16 protein-coding genes are annotated in these 18,129 nt (G+C 69.1%); 6 read left to right on the top strand and 10 right to left on the bottom strand.

Annotated features, from left to right (window positions below; genetic code table 11):
• Positions 1 to 79: 79 nt before the first annotated feature.
• A complete protein-coding gene (locus A4X17_RS00240; protein ID WP_369808435.1) occupies positions 80 to 1,951 on the top strand; it encodes an ABC transporter ATP-binding protein in 1,872 nt (623 codons plus the stop codon).
• Between the two features lie 8 nt (positions 1,952 to 1,959).
• Here A4X17_RS00240 and A4X17_RS00245 read toward each other — a convergent pair whose 3' ends face one another.
• From A4X17_RS00245 to A4X17_RS00255, 3 genes are read right to left on the bottom strand one after another with little or no spacing between them, the layout of a single operon-like run.
• The gene (locus A4X17_RS00245; RefSeq protein ID WP_064293666.1) at positions 1,960 to 3,156 is read right to left on the bottom strand and encodes an ABC transporter permease; all 1,197 of its coding nucleotides are present in this window, start codon (positions 3,154 to 3,156) and stop codon (positions 1,960 to 1,962) included.
• The gene (locus tag A4X17_RS00250) at positions 3,153 to 3,872 is read right to left on the bottom strand and encodes an ABC transporter ATP-binding protein (protein ID WP_064293667.1); all 720 of its coding nucleotides are present in this window, start codon (positions 3,870 to 3,872) and stop codon (positions 3,153 to 3,155) included. The genes A4X17_RS00245 and A4X17_RS00250 overlap by 4 nt, the downstream gene beginning before the upstream one ends.
• Complete coding sequence (locus tag A4X17_RS00255; protein WP_082915808.1) at positions 3,869 to 5,125, bottom strand: efflux RND transporter periplasmic adaptor subunit; 1,257 nt, start codon at positions 5,123 to 5,125, stop codon at positions 3,869 to 3,871. Before A4X17_RS00255 ends, A4X17_RS00250 begins: the two co-directional genes overlap by 4 nt.
• Positions 5,126 to 5,248: 123 nt before the next feature.
• Between A4X17_RS00255 and A4X17_RS00260 the strand changes: the two genes are divergently transcribed.
• Positions 5,249 to 6,475: a cation:proton antiporter gene (locus tag A4X17_RS00260; protein WP_064293669.1), complete on the top strand. Its 1,227-nt coding sequence runs from the start codon at positions 5,249 to 5,251 to the stop codon at positions 6,473 to 6,475.
• 283 nt (positions 6,476 to 6,758) lie between these two features.
• Here the strand turns inward: A4X17_RS00260 and A4X17_RS00265 are convergent, their stop codons facing one another.
• Positions 6,759 to 7,178, bottom strand: coding sequence for a helix-turn-helix domain-containing protein (locus A4X17_RS00265; RefSeq protein WP_064293670.1), 420 nt, complete (start codon positions 7,176 to 7,178; stop codon positions 6,759 to 6,761).
• Positions 7,179 to 7,230: 52 nt separating this feature from the next.
• Between A4X17_RS00265 and A4X17_RS00270 the strand changes: the two genes are divergently transcribed.
• The gene (locus A4X17_RS00270; protein ID WP_064293671.1) at positions 7,231 to 8,088 is read left to right on the top strand and encodes an alpha/beta fold hydrolase; all 858 of its coding nucleotides are present in this window, start codon (positions 7,231 to 7,233) and stop codon (positions 8,086 to 8,088) included.
• A 395-nt stretch (positions 8,089 to 8,483) separates the two neighbouring features.
• Here the strand turns inward: A4X17_RS00270 and A4X17_RS00275 are convergent, their stop codons facing one another.
• Positions 8,484 to 10,223, bottom strand: coding sequence for a PHP domain-containing protein (locus A4X17_RS00275; protein ID WP_064293672.1), 1,740 nt, complete (start codon positions 10,221 to 10,223; stop codon positions 8,484 to 8,486).
• Positions 10,224 to 10,401: 178 nt separating this feature from the next.
• Between A4X17_RS00275 and A4X17_RS00280 the strand changes: the two genes are divergently transcribed.
• Positions 10,402 to 11,133, top strand: a complete 732-nt coding sequence (locus A4X17_RS00280) for a hypothetical protein (RefSeq protein ID WP_064293673.1) — start codon at positions 10,402 to 10,404, stop codon at positions 11,131 to 11,133.
• 36 nt (positions 11,134 to 11,169) lie between these two features.
• Here the strand turns inward: A4X17_RS00280 and A4X17_RS00285 are convergent, their stop codons facing one another.
• From A4X17_RS00285 to A4X17_RS00305, 5 genes are all read right to left on the bottom strand, one after another.
• Positions 11,170 to 13,071 carry an ABC transporter ATP-binding protein gene (locus A4X17_RS00285; RefSeq protein WP_064293674.1) on the bottom strand — a complete coding sequence of 634 codons (1,902 nt, stop codon included), beginning with the start codon at positions 13,069 to 13,071 and terminating at the stop codon, positions 11,170 to 11,172.
• Positions 13,072 to 13,274: 203 nt separating this feature from the next.
• Positions 13,275 to 13,499: a hypothetical protein gene (locus tag A4X17_RS00290; RefSeq protein ID WP_064293675.1), complete on the bottom strand. Its 225-nt coding sequence runs from the start codon at positions 13,497 to 13,499 to the stop codon at positions 13,275 to 13,277.
• A 109-nt stretch (positions 13,500 to 13,608) separates the two neighbouring features.
• Positions 13,609 to 14,661: an iron chelate uptake ABC transporter family permease subunit gene (locus tag A4X17_RS00295; RefSeq protein ID WP_064293676.1), complete on the bottom strand. Its 1,053-nt coding sequence runs from the start codon at positions 14,659 to 14,661 to the stop codon at positions 13,609 to 13,611.
• Positions 14,658 to 15,665, bottom strand: coding sequence for an iron chelate uptake ABC transporter family permease subunit (locus A4X17_RS00300; RefSeq protein WP_231884245.1), 1,008 nt, complete (start codon positions 15,663 to 15,665; stop codon positions 14,658 to 14,660). Before A4X17_RS00300 ends, A4X17_RS00295 begins: the two co-directional genes overlap by 4 nt.
• A gap of 7 nt (positions 15,666 to 15,672) precedes the next feature.
• Positions 15,673 to 16,740, bottom strand: a complete 1,068-nt coding sequence (locus A4X17_RS00305) for an ABC transporter substrate-binding protein (protein ID WP_064293677.1) — start codon at positions 16,738 to 16,740, stop codon at positions 15,673 to 15,675.
• Positions 16,741 to 16,851: 111 nt separating this feature from the next.
• On the opposite strand from A4X17_RS00305, the gene A4X17_RS00310 reads away from it, so the two are divergent.
• Together A4X17_RS00310 and A4X17_RS00315 are read left to right on the top strand one after the other, a co-directional pair.
• Positions 16,852 to 17,670 (top strand): AraC family transcriptional regulator, encoded by an 819-nt coding sequence (locus A4X17_RS00310; protein WP_064293678.1) that lies wholly within the window; start codon positions 16,852 to 16,854, stop codon positions 17,668 to 17,670.
• 92 nt (positions 17,671 to 17,762) lie between these two features.
• Positions 17,763 to 18,089, top strand: a complete 327-nt coding sequence (locus tag A4X17_RS00315; RefSeq protein ID WP_064293679.1) for a hypothetical protein — start codon at positions 17,763 to 17,765, stop codon at positions 18,087 to 18,089.
• Positions 18,090 to 18,129 lie beyond the last annotated feature (40 nt).

The following is an 18,129-nucleotide window of genomic DNA, read 5'->3' on the forward strand; positions in this document are numbered from 1 at the left end:
CGGGAACGTACGGCCCTCGGATGGGCGTGAGGTAAGTCTGCTGGACGGCGCAGGTGCGTGGCGCTTATCCGGCACTTACGTGCCGTTCGTAGCCTGCGTCTGCCATGAGTACAGCCCCGCACCTGCCCATCCGACGTCCCGTCGTCGTTCCGCCCGCACTTCAGGATCTGGAAGTCGGTTGCCTCGGTGGTGCCCGATGATCGTGTCTCGCTGGCCGAACGCCCGAATCCTGTGGTCATTCATCCGACCACATCGCGGTCGGCTCCTGGTCGGCTTCGCGCTCGGCCTCGGATCGACAGCCGCGGCCCTGGCGTCGCCGCTGGTGACCAAGCAGATCCTCGACGCGATCGGCACGGATGCGAGCATGGTCGAGCCGATCGCCCTCCTCCTCGGCCTCGTTGTACTCGGCGCCGGATTCGGATTCACGCAGGCGGTGCTGCTCGGCAACCTCGCCGAGGACATCGTCTTCTCGGTGCGGGCCCTGCTCGTCGGCCGATTCTTCCGAGGAAGGATCGCCGATCTGCAGTTCCGCCCGACCGGAGAGGTCGTCACCCGGGTCACCTCCGACACCGTGCTGCTCCGGGAAGCCACCTCGAGCAGCCTCGTCAATCTCGTGAACCAGACCATCGCCCTCATCGGCGGTCTCGTGCTCATGGCGGTCCTCGACCCGACCCTGTTCCTGCTCGCCCTCGGGTGCATCGCGGTCATCGGCGTCTTCGCCGGCCGACTCATGCCGCGGATCGGGGCGGCGCAACGTCTGGCCCAGGCGTCGATCGGACGGTTGGGAGGCATCCTGGAGGGCGGTGCGCGCGCCATCCGGACGATGAAGGCTGCTGGCGCCGAGTCCGCCGAAGAGGCTCGCGTCTTGGCCGAGGCTCAGGATGCGATGGTGCACGGCAAGCGGGCGAATCGCACCGAGGCGCTGGCATGGACGATCGCCGGTACCGGCATCCAGTTCGCGATCCTCGTCATCCTCTCAGTCGGCGCCTGGAGGATCGGAGCCGGTTCGCTGGAGGTGTCGACGCTGGTCGCATTCCTGTTGTACGCGTTCCAACTGGTCGAGCCGGTCAGCTCGATCACCATGTACGTCGCCGAGCTGCAAGCAGGCGCTGCAGCGGCCGCTCGGATCCGCGAGACCGACGACATCGCTGCGGAGGACACCGCTTCCGGGCGTGCGGTCTCCCCCCACCGAGCGAGCCCAGACGCTCTCGTCTTCGACAGCGTCGGATACACCTACCCAGGCGCCACGTCACCGGCCGTGCGTGACTTCAGTGCGACGTTCCCCTGGCACGGCCAGCTCGCCGTCGTCGGCCCGTCCGGCGCTGGCAAGACCAGCCTCTTCTCGCTCATCCTCGGTTTCCATCGCCCCGAGAGCGGCCGAATCCTCCTCAACGGCGCGGACACCGCTGCGCTGTCACTGAGTTCGATGCGTGAGCGAATCGCCTACGTCGAGCAGGAGACACCACTCCTGGCCGGCACCGTGCGGTACAACCTCGCCTACCGATACCCGGATGCCTCGGATGACGAATTGTGGGCGGCCCTGGACGCGGTCCGTCTCCGCGAGCTGGTCGCCGGGTTCCCGCAGGGACTCGATGAGCCCGTGAGCACGACGAGCCTGTCCGGAGGGCAACGACAGCGCATCGGTGTGGCGCGGGCGATCGTGCGCCGGCCCGACATCCTGCTGCTCGATGAGGCGACGGCGCAGCTCGACGGGTTGACCGAAGCGGCCATCCACGACGTCGTCGAGCTGATCGCCCGAGACAGCCTGGTCGTCACGATCGCCCACCGCCTCTCCACAGTGATGGACGCCGATCGCATCATGGTGATGGAGCATGGCTCGCTGGCCGCAGCTGGTACGCATGACGAGCTGCTCGCAACCAGTCCGCTCTACGCGGAACTGGTCGCCTCCCTCCGCATCGGTCCGAGCTCCGCGGTACCGCCCGCCGCGTGAATCAGCTCTCAGACGCCGACGCGGAGCGCTCGCACCGGGTCCATCCTCGAGGCGCGGACAGCGGGGTACGTCCCGAAGACGATCCCGATCCCGATCGAGAGGCCGGCCGCGAGCAGGACCGTGGCCGGTTCGATGGCCGGTGGGATGCCGTTGATCGGAGCCCGGGTCACGATGAACGCGGCTACGACCCCGAGCGTGCCGCCGATGACGCTCAGTGCGGTGGCCTCGATCATGAACTGTCCGGCGATGGAGAGCGGTCGGGCTCCGAGGGCCTTCCGGATTCCGATCTCCCTGGTCCGTTCCCGAACGGTGAGCAGCATCACGTTGGTCACCCCGATACCGCCCACGAGCAGACTGATCGCTGCGACTCCTGCGAGCATCCCGTCCAGGCTCGCTGCAGAACCGCCGAGCGCCGCGCGGAGCTGGTTCGGGGTGGAGATGTCGAATGCGCCGGCGCCAGTCCCGGACGGGTGTCGCAGGGCGAGGACCGAACGGACCTCGGCGACTGCTTGTTCGACGGCGGCCGGTGAGACCGCGCCGACGGTCAGAGCGCTCAACTGGCCGTATCCGGTGATGGAGGCGCGGACACGGTCGATCGGCGCGTAGATCGTGCGGCCTGAGCCGAAGATCTGCTGCGCTGCGCCTCCCTCGGCGAGCACACCGACGACGCGCAGCGGCGTGGATCCGACGAGGACGGTCTGCCCGATGGCGCCACCGGCTGGGAAGAGCGCCGATGCGGATCGTGCGTCGAGGACGGTGACCTCACCGCCACCCACCGCATCGGATGCGGCCAGCGCCCGGCCTGCTCCCATCACGGCGTTCGTGATCGAGAAGTAGTCCGCGGTGGTGCCGACGACGGTGAGTGAGACCGAGCGGTTCCCCGCGACCGCCCGCTTTTCGGCGGAGACCTGCGGTGCAACGCTCGACACGCTCGACGCCACAGGACTCGAGCGGACCGCGTCGGCGTCCTCGATCTGCAGTGCCGCTCCCGGTCCCGAGTCCGAGAACCCAGGTGAGACGGTGATCGCCGACGCGCCGAGCGCGGCGATCTGATCGTTCACCTGTTTCGACGCCCCGTTCCCGACCGCCACGAGTGTGATGACCGATCCGACGCCGATGACGATCATCACGACGGTGAGCATCGACCGCGTCAGATTGCCGGTGATGCCGCGGAAGGCGGCACCGAGGAGATCAGCGGCCTTCATCGGGTGCCGACCTGTTCGGTGAGCGCCGGGTGACGTCGTTCGTCTGAGGCGATCCGGCCGTCCTGCATCGTCACGATCCGCTCTGCGCGAGCGGCGACGTCGTCCTCGTGCGTGATGAGGACCACGGTCGAGCCCGTGCGATGGAGCTCCTCGATGATGCCGAGGACGTCCTCCGTCGACTCGGAGTCGAGGTTCCCGGTGGGTTCGTCGGCGAGGATGAAGGCGGGGTCGTTGATGATCGCCCGCGCCACGGCCACCCGCTGCTGTTGGCCACCGGACAGCTGGTTCGGATGGCGCTCGGTGTAGGCGGCAAGACCCACCCGATCCAGCGCCTCTCCCGCACGTGCTCGGCGCTCACGACGCCCGACCCCCGCGTAGACCATCGGTAGCTCCACGTTGCCGCTCGCAGTGAGCGCCGGGATGAGGTTGAACGATTGGAACACGAAACCGATCTCAGCGTTGCGGATGTCGGCGACGGTTGCGGAGGGCATCGTCGAGACGAGCCGGTCGTTGATGCGGAGCTCACCGGACGTGGGACGGTCGAGGCAGCCGAGGATGTTGAGCAGGCTGGACTTGCCGGCGCCGGACGGGCCCACGATCGCCAGGAACTCACCGGACGGGACGGTGAGGTCGATGCCGTTCAGGGCGCGGACGACGGAGCCGTCGTGGCCGGGGTGGTGGCGGGTGATCCCCTCGAGCGAGATGGCCGGCCTCACTGCGGACCGCCGAACGAACCGTCGCCGCCGTCAGGCATCTGACCGTCGACTCCGTCACCGGTCACCGGTTGTGCGGTGGGGGTGGTGAACTGCACCGTGTCACCGGGTTCGAGCCCCGCGACGATCTGGACCTGTGTCGGTGTGGTGATGCCGATGGTCACATCGACGGTCTTCGTCTTGCCGGATGTGCTTCGGACCTCGACCGTTCCCGTGGTCGTCGATGAGAGCTGTGCGGCTTCCGCCGGGACGACCGTCGCGTTCTCCGCTGTGGCGACCGTGACGGCCACGATCGCGGTCTGTCCAAGTCTCACCCCCGGCGGAGTCGCCGCAAGTTGGATCGTGACCGCGTACGTCACGACACCGTCGGTGCTGCTCTGTGGTGTCGGAGCCACGGCGATGACCGTGCCGGCGATGGGCTCGGTGCCCTTGACCGGCAAGGTGACCGTGGCGGTCTGCCCGACGGCCACTGACGCGATGTCGGCCTCTGGGATCGACGCGGTCACCCGGAGGCTCGACACGTCGGAGATCGAGACGAGTCCCGCCGACACGGCCGCCGACGCTGCGTTCGCGCCGTCGCTGGTGGCCTGCGACGACTGACCGCCCGAAAGGATCGTCCCGACCGTGCCGTTGACCGCGGTGACGACACCCGCGATCGGGGCGAGCAGCGTGGTCTGGTCGCGCGCGGTCTGCGCTGCAGCCACGTCACGGCGAGCATCGTCGCGAACCTTCTCTGCCTGCGCGACGGCATCGCGCTGCGAGGGCCCCTGCGCGGTGAGGTCCCGAACGGTCGCCTCCGTGCTCTGGCGCTCCGGCGCGTCGGCTGCGAGTGTGGCGAGAGCAGTTTTCGCAGCCGTGAGCGAATCGACGGCGGCCTGTGCGGTCTGCCGGGCGGCATCCAGGGAACTCTGGGCTGCGGCGAGGGCACCGTTGGCCTTCTCGAGCGCCAGGTCCGCAGGGCCCGGGTCGACGGTGGCGAGTTCCTGCCCGGCTGCGACCGTCTGGCCGACTGCGACGGAGATCGTGTTCACCCGACCGCCGTCGATGAATCCGGCGGAAGCGGTGCTGGCCGCTGCGATCACACCCTTCCCGTTGATCGTCGCGGTGATGGTCGCCCGCTCCGCTCGAGCGGTCGCAGCCGCGGGTACCTGGTCCACCTGCTCCGACGAACTCGAGGCCACGATGACGCCTACCACGACGACCGCAGCCACCGACCCGGCCGCGCCCCAGGACATCCACCGTCTCTTCCGTGTCATGTGAGCACCGTAGGGCTGCTTCCTAGGTCTCGGATAAGGATTGTCGCCGCGGCGGGCTTCGCCCACTGTTCCCTTCGTAGACTGTGCCTGTCGTCGTCCCGGAGGACACCTGAGAGGAGCGTCATGGCAGCGATGATCGTCCTTCTCAGCCTCGCAGCGCTCGTGTGGGCGGTCCTCCACCGAAAACTCAAGTCGATCTGGGTGAACGGCCCGATGATCATGGTCGTCATCGGCGCAGTCACCGGTTTGTTCATCGGCGACGGATCCGTCGAGTTCTTCGATTCGCATCTGGCGCTCAATCTCGCGGAGATCGCCCTCGCGCTCCTGCTGTTCGTCGATGCGGTCGACGTCCGCGGTTCGATTCGCGCTCAGTTCGGCCCGGTGCCACTGCGGTTGCTGTTCATCGCGCTACCACTGTCGGTCGCGATGGTCGTCGCGCTCGGACTCAGCCTCCCGCTCGGTCTGTCAACCGCCGCGGTGCTCGCCATCGCCTGCATCTCCGTCCCGGCTGACTTCTCCCCGGAGCTGTCCATCGTGCGAGACAAGAGGATCCCGAACCAGGTTCGACGGTGGCTGAGTGTCGAGAGCGGATACAACGACGGCCTGGTCGCCCCGCTCCTCCTGGGAGCGCTCGCGCTTGCCTCGAGCACCACGACTCCCGGAACAGACGCTGTTGCTGCGCTCCTCAGCGCGGCTCCTGCCGGGCTGCTCGCGATCATCGTCGGGAGCATCGTGGGCACCGCAGTCGGCAAGCCCTTCGGCGTCGTGCTCCGCGCGGGATGGGCGGATCAGCAGAGCATCAGGATTGGTATCGCTGCTCTACCGATGGCGACCTTCGGGCTGGCGCTTCTGGTCGGTGCGAACGGGTTCGTCGCCGCGTTCGTGTGTGGGATCGCGTTCCGGTTCGCGCGTGGGAAAGGCTGGAAGGAGGAACCCGAACTCTCTTTCGTGGAGGATCTCACGTCCACGGTGAACCTCTTCCTCTGGCTTGCGTTCGGGGTCGCCGCAGTCACCCTTGTCAGCGCGACGTACACCTGGTGGCCCACGCTGCTCCTCGCGTTCTTCGCGTTGACGGTCGGCCGTTTCATTCCGGTATGGGTATCACTACTCGGCACGCGACTGCGGCCCCGCGACCGGCTCTTCATCGCGACCATGGGCCCCCGGGGTGCGGCGTCGATTGTGTTCGGACTGATCGCCTTCAACGCTCTCCCACTCGATCAGGGGTATCCCGTGCTGGCCGCCGCGTGCCTGGTCGTGCTCGGGAGCATCATCGTGCACGGCGCCGGTGGGACGCTCCTGATCAGCCGCTTCTACGGGAATACCGACAATCGACTGCGTCGCCGGCCCTGATGCTGGCAGCATCCACCCGCTCTCGGAAGCCAAACACCGGTGTTCGTCGTCTCGGGCTTGCCGTACCTGCAGATCACTCATGGTCGCTACTCGGCACACGCCGCGACCAACCTCACCAGTGCGCGGGCGACGGCTGGTCCTGGTGCCAACCGTTGCGGGCAGCGTGCGAGGACTGGCTGGGGGCAGACAACTGGAAGCATGATGAATCCACATCCGAAGCTCGACACCCTGGCGAAGACTATGACGCCAACATGGAGAGCTGAACGGCCCACCGAAGTCGGTCTCAACGATCTCGGACGTCAGGCCTGTCGATAGTTCTCATGTTCGACTCGGCCCACTCGCGGAGCGCCGCGATCGGCGGGTAGAGAGACTCGCCGAGCTCGGTCAAACGGTAGTGGACCCGCGGCGGAGTGGTTGCCTCAACACGACGTGAGACGAGTGTGTCCTGCTCGAGCGATCGAAGGGTCTGGGCCAGCATCTTTTGCGAGACACCGGCGGCTCGGCGTTTCAACTCGGAGAAGCGCAGCTCCTCTGGCGAGGCGTCGTGGAGCTGGATCACGATCATCGCAGTCCACTTGCTGCCGATCCGGTCCAGGAGCCGACGGGTGGGGCATGCGGGGTCGAAGAGATCCCCTCGGCTGCCGAGCGGGTCGGTTCCCTCGGGGGAACCAGGTGAGCGGAGAGTGCCGTCTTCCGGTGACATGAAGATGTTCCTATCGTGAAATGGTCTCCAACAGAAACCTAGATGAGGTGTCATGACCACGTCCACCACAGTCGAGTCCGATGGAGCGCGCCTCCACGTGATCACGGAAGGCGAGGGACCGGCTGTACTGCTGCTCCATGGGTTCCCGCACACTTGGCGTGTCTGGAGCGCGGTCATCCCGACTCTGGCCGAGACGCACCGCGTGATCGCTCCCGACCTGCGCGGGCTCGGCGACAGTGAGCGAGCGGTGTCCGGATACGATGCGCGGAGCCTCGCGGGAGATGCGCTCTGCATCCTCGACGCCCTCGACGTCGACCATGCGGCGGTGGTCGCGATCGACGCGGCTGTGACTCCTGCGTTCATGCTCGCGCTCGAGAACCCCGATCGGGTGGATCGTCTTGTGCTCATGGAGGGCATGATCGGCGCCCTACCAGGAGCCGAGGCCTTCGTGCCAGGCGGCCCTCCGTGGTGGTTCGGCTTCCACGCTGTCCCGGATCTCGCCGAGACGGTTCTCGAAGGACACGAGTCCGAGTACATCGAGTACTTCCTCCGCACGGGGACCCATGACGGTCGCGGAGTGGAGCCTGAGATCCGCGACGCCTTCATCGAGGCCTATCGCGGACGCCACTCCCTCCGCAGCGCCTTCGAGCACTACCGCGCTCTCGCCGCCAACGCGGCGCAAGTTGCCCAAGCCGTCAGAACGCGTCGGCTCCGGGTGCCGACACTTGCCATCGGGGGCAGGACCGTGGCCGGAGCGACGGCTGCTCAGCTCGAGCCGCTGACGGATCACCTGGAGGCGCGGCTCCTTCCGGACAGCGGCCACATCATCCCGCTCGATCGCCCGCGCGAGCTGCTCGAGCTTCTGCATCCGTTCCTGGGCGGACAGGGCGACCTGCGTCGTTCTGGCTGAGACGACCGTGGCGAGCGTCGGCAGGAGCACAACGTTGTCCCAGCACGTACGCCGCGCGGTGCTCGCCAGGCTCTGTGTCCTCACCGTGGATCTCGACCAAGACGACCTCACCAGCAACGCCACCGCGGAGGACATCGAGGGGGACCGGGCGGGCCGCGCGGATGCGCTCAGCAGGGCAAGCGCTGAGGGCCGGAAACACGGAGAACCGTCCGATCCAGGAGTCTTTACACCGTGGATGTCGTCGGTTCGACCCCGGCGAGCCCACCGAAGAGCCGTGTCCCAGACGTCAGGGGTTTCTCGGACTGCCTCGTGAAGCCGTGCAGCTCGTTCGCGTATTCGCCGAGCACCGGACCCGTCGACCCAGCGCCGCCAGCACAGGCGGGTTCCGACCGGTCTCAGGTCACGCTGATGAAGATCGGATTCGTGTACAGCCAGGTGTCGGCCCAGGGGTCAGCTGGGGAGACCGGGTACGGCTGGGGTGCCCGCGAGTCGATCTCGGCGCCGAGCGGACCGACCCCGTGCACCTGGCCATCGCTGCCACGAAGGCGGACATAGCCGTCCTCAGCGGCCGGCTCGAGCGGCACCACGACACGGAACGGGGAATCGCTGCGGTCGGTGACGTCGAGCATTTCGACGACTCGGGTGCCGGGTGCGCGCTGTTCGTCACGGTCGGCGACGGGCCCGGTGACACGCCCGCGGATCAGGTCGAGGTGCGCGAGTCTCGGTGTCGTGCCCCGCGAGGTGGGCGTCGTGGTGGGCGTGACGTCGACCACGAGCTCGAGGGCGGTGCCGCTTGCGACGGTGAGGGTCCCGCCCAGGGTGACGCCGGTCTCCGGCTGGTCGGTGGCACGGAGCACGACGGAGAGTCCGGCGACGAGGTGTCCGTGGTCGACCCAGACACGGCCGGCGCGGATCGCGTCGAGGAGGGAGGCGGACGACCGGTCGACGGCCCCGACGTGCGTCCGACTGAACTCGCCCGGCCAGAAGTCGGCGCCGTTCTGGGGTGTGTCCGTGGCGATCGGGTCGGGTCGACGGCCGGCGCGGTTGAAGTTCGCGAGGGTTGCCCCGGCCTCCCAGCCCGGCCCGGTCGGGAAGTCGCCGACGCGTGTGGCGTCGGACTCCTTGAGGTGCAGATCGCTGTTCGTGGTGATCCACCAGCGCCGCCCCTCGCTCAGCAGCGAGTCCCACATCCCGCCGACGACGGCCGTCGTCCAGTCGAAGCCACCGTGCGTCAGATAGGCCTCCGCGGGGTAGCCGGGGAACGAGAATTCGCTGGCGGTGTTCTCGTACTCGCCGCGCCGCGAGCGTTCGGTCGCGTTCGCGGCGATCGCTCCGGCCTGGGCGCCGGGAGCGCCCTCCATGCCGACGAACACCTCTGGGTCGGCGTCCTGCCAGGCACGGAGTTCTCCGGGCGAGTCGATGCCGAGGCGGCTCGGGTGGTTCGCGAGGACGATCACGTCGTCGATGACGCCGGCACGCTTCTGGGCGCCGAGCCAGGCTATACCGTCGGTCGCGTGCACGAGCCACTCGGCGGCGTCTTCGGTGCCGGGGCGCGGTTTCTCCCATCCGTTGAGCTTGCCGTCGTGGTCGAGTTCGAAGCGGCGTAACACGAGGGTCGTCTGGGGCCCGGGCGCGATCAGCACGGTCGCGTGCTCGGCTCCCGGGATGTACCACTCGAGCCCCTGCAGCACGAGCATGTCGGGGCGAGCCGCCCGCGCGGTGTCGATCTCGCGTGCCGCGTTGAACACCCCGCCAACGTTGGCATGTCCTTTGTTGCTGTGTTCGGTGAAGGCGATCGCGTCGACCGCGAAACGCTGCGCCTGGTCGAGGATCGTCGTCATCGGGTACTTGGCGTCGTGCGAGTAGACCGAGTGCACGTGGTGGTCGAACACCAGCCAGGAGATTGCGTCCGGGGCGACGACTGCCGACGCGGACGGTAGCGGCGCGGCCTGGGCGGAGGCCGCGCTCCCGAGCCCTTGGGCGGTCGCTCCCACTGCGACCGTCGCAGCGACGGATGCCCCCAGGAAGGACCGGCGGGAGAGACCGGACCGGGCCGATGCGCCCCGCTGCTCCTCGGTCACGGAGGGTGCGCCACCGGTGGGCGCGGGCTGCTCGGGGCGGGGGTCGAAGGGCATGGCATCACTTTCATCGGACGGACGCGCCGATCGTAGGCAGCGGAGGTGAACCTCGGCCCAACGGCCGGTGCCGTGGGCGACACCCGGCGTTCACAACCCATTCACGTGCGTGGGCGATAGTCCTGGCGTCGCCGGGTATCCCCGTCCCGGAGGCCCACCGCACCCACCAAAGGTCCCGATGTCTTCCACTGTCCCCGTCATCCGCCGTTCTCCGTTCCGTGCTGCAGGGCGCGCTCTGCTCGTCACGGCAGCGCTCAGCGTCAGCGCGGTCCTCTGCCTCGCCGGCGCCGGTGCTGCCGTCGCCGCCTCGGCCCCGGCACCGCTCACGCTGCGCGACACCGCCGGCGCCGCGGTCACGTCAGGTGACGCGCGCGCCGTCCCGTCGTTCGGCTCCGCGTTGCTCGCCGCGGGCTGCCCCGCCGATGCGGACGACGCCGCCCGCCTCTCCGTGACGGCGGGAGGAATCACCGTCGTCACGTCTCCGACCGTCACGGTGGCCGCCGGGCAGCCGGTCGAGGTGCCGATGGCCATCTCGTTCCAGGAGGTCGTGGACGCCGGCGTCGAAGAGGGCGACGCGACCCTCGCGCTCGAGTGCCTCGTCCTCGAGTCAGGCATCCCGTCGTCGGTGGTCACGGCGGCGACCCTGCCCGTCACGTTCGCCGCGGGAACCTGGTCGGTTCCCGGCGCTCAAGTCGAGCCGGTCCCTCCGACGGCCACTTCGACCGCTGGCCCGCCCTCGGGAGGTCCTGGAGCAGGGGCGATCGCGTCGCCGAGCCCGTCGGCCGCAGCACGACCCTCCGCTGACGGAGACCTGGCGCTGACGGGCTGGCAGCTCGGCGGAGCCGGCGTCGTCGCCGCCGGCCTGCTCGCGGGCGGCGCCGCCCTGCTCCTGCGCAGGCGTCTCCGTTAGGCGAGCCGCATGCGGGCTCGGGCGGAGCGACCGCGGTCAGGTCCCGCTCGGTGTGTCCTCATCCGCTGACAGGTTCTTCTGGACGGCGAACTGCGTCCGGTGCAGCTCTTCGTACCGCCCGCCGGCAGCCAGGAGTTCGTCGTGCGTCCCGCGCTCCACGATCAAGCCGTCCTCGACCACGAGGATCAGGTCCGCGCTGCGGATGGTCGAGAGCCGGTGCGCGATGACCATCGCCGTGCGTCCCTCGAGCGCCTCGCTGAGCGCGGCCTGCACCGCCGCCTCCGAGGTCGAGTCCAGTGCCGCTGTCGCCTCGTCGAGGATGACGACGCGCGGCTGAGCGAGGAGCAGTCGCGCGATGGTCATCCGTTGGCGTTCACCACCGGAGAGTCGGTAGCCTCGCTCGCCCACCATGGTGTCCAGCTGGTCCGGCAGGGACCGGATGAGCGGCTCGAGCCGCGCGCGGCTGACGGCGTCCCACACCTCGTCCTCGGACGCCTCCGGACGCGCGAGTCGCAGGTTGGAGCGGATGGTCTCATGGAACAGGTGGCCGTCCTGGGTCACCATGCCCAGGGTGTGCCGCATGGAGGCGAAGGCGATGTCGCGGACGTCCGTCCCGGCGAGGCGCACGGCGCCCTCGTCGACGTCATACAGCCGCGAGAGGAGTTGCGCGATCGTGGACTTGCCTGCTCCGGACGTCCCGACGAGGGCGACGGTCTGGCCCGGCTCGATCCGGAAGGAGACACCGTGCAGCACCTCTTCGCCGCCGCGGGTGTCCAGCGTGGAGACCTCCTCAAGGGAGGCGAGGGACACCTTGTCCGCGGAGGGGTAGGCGAAGCGGACGTCGTCGAACTCCACGGACACCGGACCCTCGGAGACGGTGACGGCGTCGGGCTTCTCCTGGATGAGCGGTTCGAGGTCGAGCACCTCGAAGACGCGCTCGAAGCTGACCACCGCGCTCATGATCTCCACCCGGGCGTTCGCGAGGCCGGTCAGCGGTGCGTAGAGGCGGGTGAGCAGGAGCGCCAGGGTGACCACCTCACCGGTGTCCAGCTGCCCGGCGAGGGCGAGGGAGCCGCCGAGGCCGTAGACGAGGGCGAGCGCGAGGGCGGAGACGAGCATCAGCGCGGTGACGAAGACGAACTGCAGCATCGCCGTCCGGACACCGATGTCGCGGACGCGGGCGGCGCGGACACGGAACTCCTCGGCCTCCTGGTCCGGTCGGCCGAACAGCTTGACGAGCGTGGCGCCGGGAGCCGAGAAGCGCTCGGTCATCTGCGTGCTCATGGCCGAGTTGTGGTCGGCGGCTTCGCGACGCAGCGCTGCGAGGCGGCCACCCATACGGCGCGCGGGTACCAGGAAGACGGGGAGCATCACCACCGCGAGGACCGTCACGAGCCAGGAGGTGCTGAGCATGACGATCAGGGTGAGGATCAGGGCGACGAGGTTCGTGATCACGCCGGACAGGGTGCCGCTGAAGGCCTGCTGAGCGCCGATCACGTCGTTGTTGAGGCGACTCACGAGGGCGCCCGTCCGGGTCCGGGTGAAGAAGGCGATCGGCATCTTCTGGACGTGGTTGAACACGGCTGTGCGGAGGTCGAGGATAACCCCCTCGCCGATCCGAGCCGAGTACCATCGCGTCAGCAGCGATACGGCGGCGTCCGCCACGGCCACGAGGGCGATGACGACCGCGAGCCGGACGATCGTTGCCACCTCGCCCCGGGCGACGATGACGTCGACCACCTGCCCGGCGAGGACCGGCGTCGCCACCGCGAGGAACGCTCCCGCGACGGAGAGCGCGATGAAGACCAGCAGCTTGGCGCGGTAGGGCACCGCGAAGGTCATGATCCGACGCACGGACGCGCGGGAGATCCCGTGCTTGCCGTCCTTGGCGCTCGAGATCTTGTACAGCGAGCTCCAAGCCGCGCTTTCCATGCTCATTGCGATTCCTCACGCCCCGCTGCGCGCGTGACGACGCCTCGGGAGCCCGGTCACGATCCGGGTGGCGACGCGAACGCAGACCTGCGAGAGCGTATCAGCCTCGCTGTTCCCGACCTGAACGTTCCGGCGGCACCGTCGGTCCGGGCGACCGCCGTCCGACGGACCCGGGGTTTCCAGGAGACCAGCCGAGGTGCCTGGCGTGATCAGCGTTCGGAGCGCAGGGCCGTCCACATCACGACGAAGGCGGCGGCGATGCCGAGCACGCTTCCGGCGAGCCCGACGATCATGGCGGGATGGCCGGTGTCGGCGAGGCCGATCGAGCAGGCGACCACACCGACGCCGGACGCCATCAGCGCGACGAAGCTGAAGGCGGCGAGGATGAAGCGCTTCCTGGTTCGAGTGGGATCGGGGGCGGGAGGGAGCGACATCGTGCCTCGTTTCCGCCGTCGCGTGGGCTGCGTCGGCTCTTCGGCATCAGGCTAGAGGGCCGCCGATCGATGCGGTGAGGGGGTATCCCCGGTCCACACGACAGAACGGTCACGAGCGCCTGCGGATCTCGTGGACGAGGAGCCAGACGAGGTAGCCGCCACCCACGATCACGGTGACGACACCCACGGGGAGCGATGTCGGCAACAGGTGCTGCGCGACGATGTCGGATGCCAGCAGCATGAAGGCCCCGAGTAGGGCGGACGGCACCAGTGCGATGCCGGCGGTGCGGGTGATCCGCTGCGCGATCTGCGGGGCGGCGAGGGCGACGAACGCGATGGGTCCGGCCGCGCCCGTGACGACAGCCGTGAGCGCGACGGCGCACGCCACGAGACCGAGCCGCGAACGTTCGACCCGCGATCCGAGGGCCTTTGCCGCGTCGTCGCCGAGCTCGAGCTGTCGGAGTGATCCGCCGAGCGGACCGAGGGCGATGGCGATGGCGATGATCACGACTGCGGCGGGGAGGAGCTGCGCCCAACCGACGGCGTTCAACGAGCCCGCACCCCACACGGTGGCGAGCATCGCGACTTCGAGCTTCGCCCGCAGCACGAGATAGGAGCTGAGTGCCTCGAGCATGGCCGAGACGCCGATGCCGACGACGATGAGACGGAAGCCCTGGATGCCCCGGCGATAGCTGAGGAGGGAGACCAGCGCTGTGGCGATCAGCCCGCCGCCGATGGCGCCACCCGCGACGGCGGCCGACCCGGCCCCCGCACCGATCACGATGATCACGATGAGACCGCCCGCGTACGATCCCGCGGTGAGCCCGATGATGTCGGGGCTCGCGAGCGGGTTCCGGGTGAGGGACTGGAAGATCGCGCCGGAGAGTCCGAGGGCGGCGCCGAAGAGCAGCGCGGCGAGGACTCGCGGGAGGCGCCACTCGAGCACCACCGTCTGCACCAGACCGCCTGGCCCGCCGAGGAACGCCGACGCGACCTCGCCGACCGAGAGTGGCAGGTCGCCGAGACACAGCGCGAGCAACACCAACGCGAGCGCGACCACACCGAGCACCCCGCACACGACGATCGTGCGCAGCCGGACGCGGACGGAGAGCGATCGCCTCCGCCACACGACCGTGCGCGGTCCGGTCTCGGCCCCACTCACAGTGCGCTCGCCTTCGCGCGCCGCACGAGGTGGATCAACACGGGCGCACCGATGAACGCCGTGACGATCCCGACAGGGACGTCACTCGGCCAGAGGATCACGCGACCGATGACGTCAGAGGTGAGCAGCACAGACGGCGCGATCAGGATCGAGTACGCCACGATCCACCGCTGGTCGGGACCGACGATCCACCGCGCGATGTGCGGCACCATGAGCCCCACGAAGCCGACCGGTCCGGCGATCGCGGTCGCCCCTCCCGCCAGCAGGGTGATCGCGACGACGGCGAGCACACGGGTGGTCGCGAGGCGGGTGCCGAGTGAGGAGGCGAGATCGTCGCCCAGCGCGAGGGCGTTCAGCGATCGCGCACTGAACAGCGCGATGACGACGCCCGCGACGACGAAGGGGAGTGCGGGCATGATGACGTCGAGGCCCCGCTCGACGAAGGACCCGGCGTTCCACCCGCGGAGCTGCCTGAACGTGACCGGGTCGAGGAGCATCATCGCGGTCGTGATGCCGCTGAGCACCGCAGCAAGGGCGACCCCGGCGAGGGTCAGCCGGACGGGATCCGCGCCACCGCGTCCTGCCGAGCCGATCACGTAGACGAGTGCTGTCACGACCAGGGCTCCCAGGAACGCGAACGGCAGGTACTGCGCGGGCGTGCGCGCGCCGAGCAGGACACCGATCGCGACGAAGAGCGCCGCGCCCGCGTCCACACCGAGGATCCCCGGATCACCGAGGGGGTTTCGGGTGAGCCCCTGGATGAGTGCGCCCGAGACGCCGAGCCCGACACCGACGACGAGTCCGGCCACGGTGCGGGGGATCCGCAGATCGAGGACGACCAGATCGGTGACGGAGCCATCGGGCCTCGTGAGTGCCCGCCAGACGTCGGTCGGGCCCACGGGGTGGGACCCCACGAGGATGCTGAGCAGGATCGCGGTCACGAGTGCCGCGACCGCGATCCCGAGCCCCAGCGAACGGCGCCCGCGAGGGGTGCGCGAGGTCACCGACGGGTCAGCCGTCGACGCTCTGCGGAGCTGTGCCGGCGACGGCATCGACCAGGCGCGGCACCAGCTGCTCGAGGACGTACTTCTGGCTGAGCGGGGTGAGGAAGTAGATCGCACCGGCGAGCTCGCCGTCGGTGAAGACCGCGTGTCCGCCGGTCACGGCGTCCAGACTCGAGGTGGTGCCGAAGCCCAGCACTTCCTGAACGGAATCCGTGGACTCAGTCGCGAAGACGATCACGTCAGCGTCGATGACACCGACGTTCTCGGCGGCGATCTGAGCCTGTCCGCCCTCGCTCGGGACGTACTGCTGCAACCCGGGCGTGATCGTGAACCCGAGATCCGTCAGAAAATCGGTGTTGAGGCCGTCGGGGTAGACCCACAGGTTGCCGTCCCACGGCCCACCCTGAGAGAAGGTCGCCGTGAGGCCCGCGAACTCCGGGTGCGCTGCCGCGGCCGCAGCGTAGGCCTCGTCGACGCCCGTGATGAGCGCCTCGCCCTCCGCTGAACGACCCACGGCTTGGGCGACCATCCTGGTCTGCTCCCGCCAATCCGCGAAGTAGAGCCCCGCACCCTCCTCATTGGTCACGGTCGGCGCGATCTCCGCGAGCTTCGCGTAGTTCTCCTCGGTCATGCCGGCGTTCGTCCCGATGATCAGGTCCGGCCGCAGCGACGCGATCTTCTCGTACTCGAACCCGTCGGTCGTGGTGAGGACGGTCGGCTCGGCATCGCCCAGGAGCTCCGTCGCCCACGGCCACACCGCATACGGCTGCTCGCCGTACCACTCCGTCGTCGCGATCGGTGTGACACCGAGTTCGAGGAGGATGTCCTGCTCGGTCAGTCCGACCACGACGATCCGCTGCGGCTCCGAGGGGATGACCGTCTCGCCGTACTCGTGCTCGATCGTCACCGGGAACGAGTCGCTCGGCTCGGTCGTGTAGTTCGGGTTCTCGGCGGTCGTCGAGGAGGCGCTCGAGCAGGCGGAGAGCGCGACGCCGACGAGGGCGAGCGCGCTCATCGCGGCAAGCAGGCGAGCGGTCCTCGCGCTCGGGGCGCGGTGGTGCTTCGGAACGGTCATTGGGTCCTTCATCGGTTCGGCTGGCGGGATGACGACAGTCAGGTTAGCCTTGCCTAATCGCTTCGCGCTATCGCGCTGAGTGGACAGGACTTGTCGAATGGAGACAGCTGTATGTCTGGTCGCGATCACGCGGACGGCGGGATCAAGCTCCTCGGCCCACTGGATGACGCCGAAGGGACATCGGGCGAGTTCCGGGTTTCCCGCTCGCGGGTCGACGCGACGACACGGTTCGACGAGCACTCGCACCGCGAGGACCAACTCGCGTGGATGAACTCCGGCGCGATGGAGGTGTCGGTCCTCGGCGATCGACGGCGACTGCGGCGAGAGCACCTCGCCTGGATCCCCGCGGGGATGGTGCACGAGATGAGCTTCAGCGAGCCAGGAGAGCTCATCAGCGTCTATGCCGACCCGATACTGCGCCCCCAGGGTGGACGATGGAACGGCGCACGGACCGTCCGGGTCGACGACCTGTCGGGAGCGCTGCTGAGGCACCTGCTCGACGCCGACCCGACCGGGCGCCGGCGGTGGCGATGCTGGTCGCTCCTGATCGACCTGCTCTCGGCTGCGGCTCGCGACGACGAGGCGTTGGCCATGCCCCGTGAACCGCGCGCGCGTGCCATCGCTTCGGCCCTGATGGCGGACCCCGCCGACCCGCGCGGGCTCGACGACTGGGCCTCGGCGGCGGGTGTCAGCTCGAAGACGATCGGCAGGGCGTTCGTGGACGGCACGGGGTGCACCTTCCGCGAGTGGCGGGTCCGCGTGCGTCTGCATGCTGCCGCGGGAATGCTCGGACGGGGTGCCGCCGTGCAGGACGTCGCACCCGCGGTCGGCTACGAGTCGGTGAGCAGCTTCATCGGGGCGTTCCGGACCCGGTTCTCCGTGACCCCCGCCGTCTACGCCGCGCGCAGTCGGTCGGCGGAGGTCATCTGATCCGAAGACGGGTGCGGCTTCAGGCGCTCTGAGCAGACCGACCGCCCCCGTCGGTCTGGCCGACGCCTCGGCTTCCGCTCTAGGGTGGCCGTATGGCCCACCCGCACGCACGGCGGGCGACCACCCGGACACGTCTCGTCCTCCGGGTGATCGCCGGTGTCGTCGCCGCCGCAGCCGCGATCGTCTTCCTGCTGGCGATCCGGATGGTGGTGTCGAGCCGGTTCGGCTGGGACGATCGCGACGTCCACGGCTACAGCCTGCTCTTCGGAACCCCGATTGCACTCTTCGCCGGACTGGTAGTGGCAGTCTCCTTACCGCTGGCGGTGCCGCCGGCGCACCGGAGCCGAACGCGGGCCGTGACCCTGGGGGTGCTCGCGGTGACCGTCGTGCTGCTCGTCATCGCGGTCGTCACCGCCTGAACCGATTCCGACGCGGCGTTCGACGGGCTCGAGGCTGGCG

Origin of the sequence: Plantibacter sp. H53 (assembly GCF_001650455.1) — a bacterium.
In the GTDB taxonomy this organism is placed as follows: domain Bacteria; phylum Actinomycetota; class Actinomycetes; order Actinomycetales; family Microbacteriaceae; genus Plantibacter; species Plantibacter flavus_A.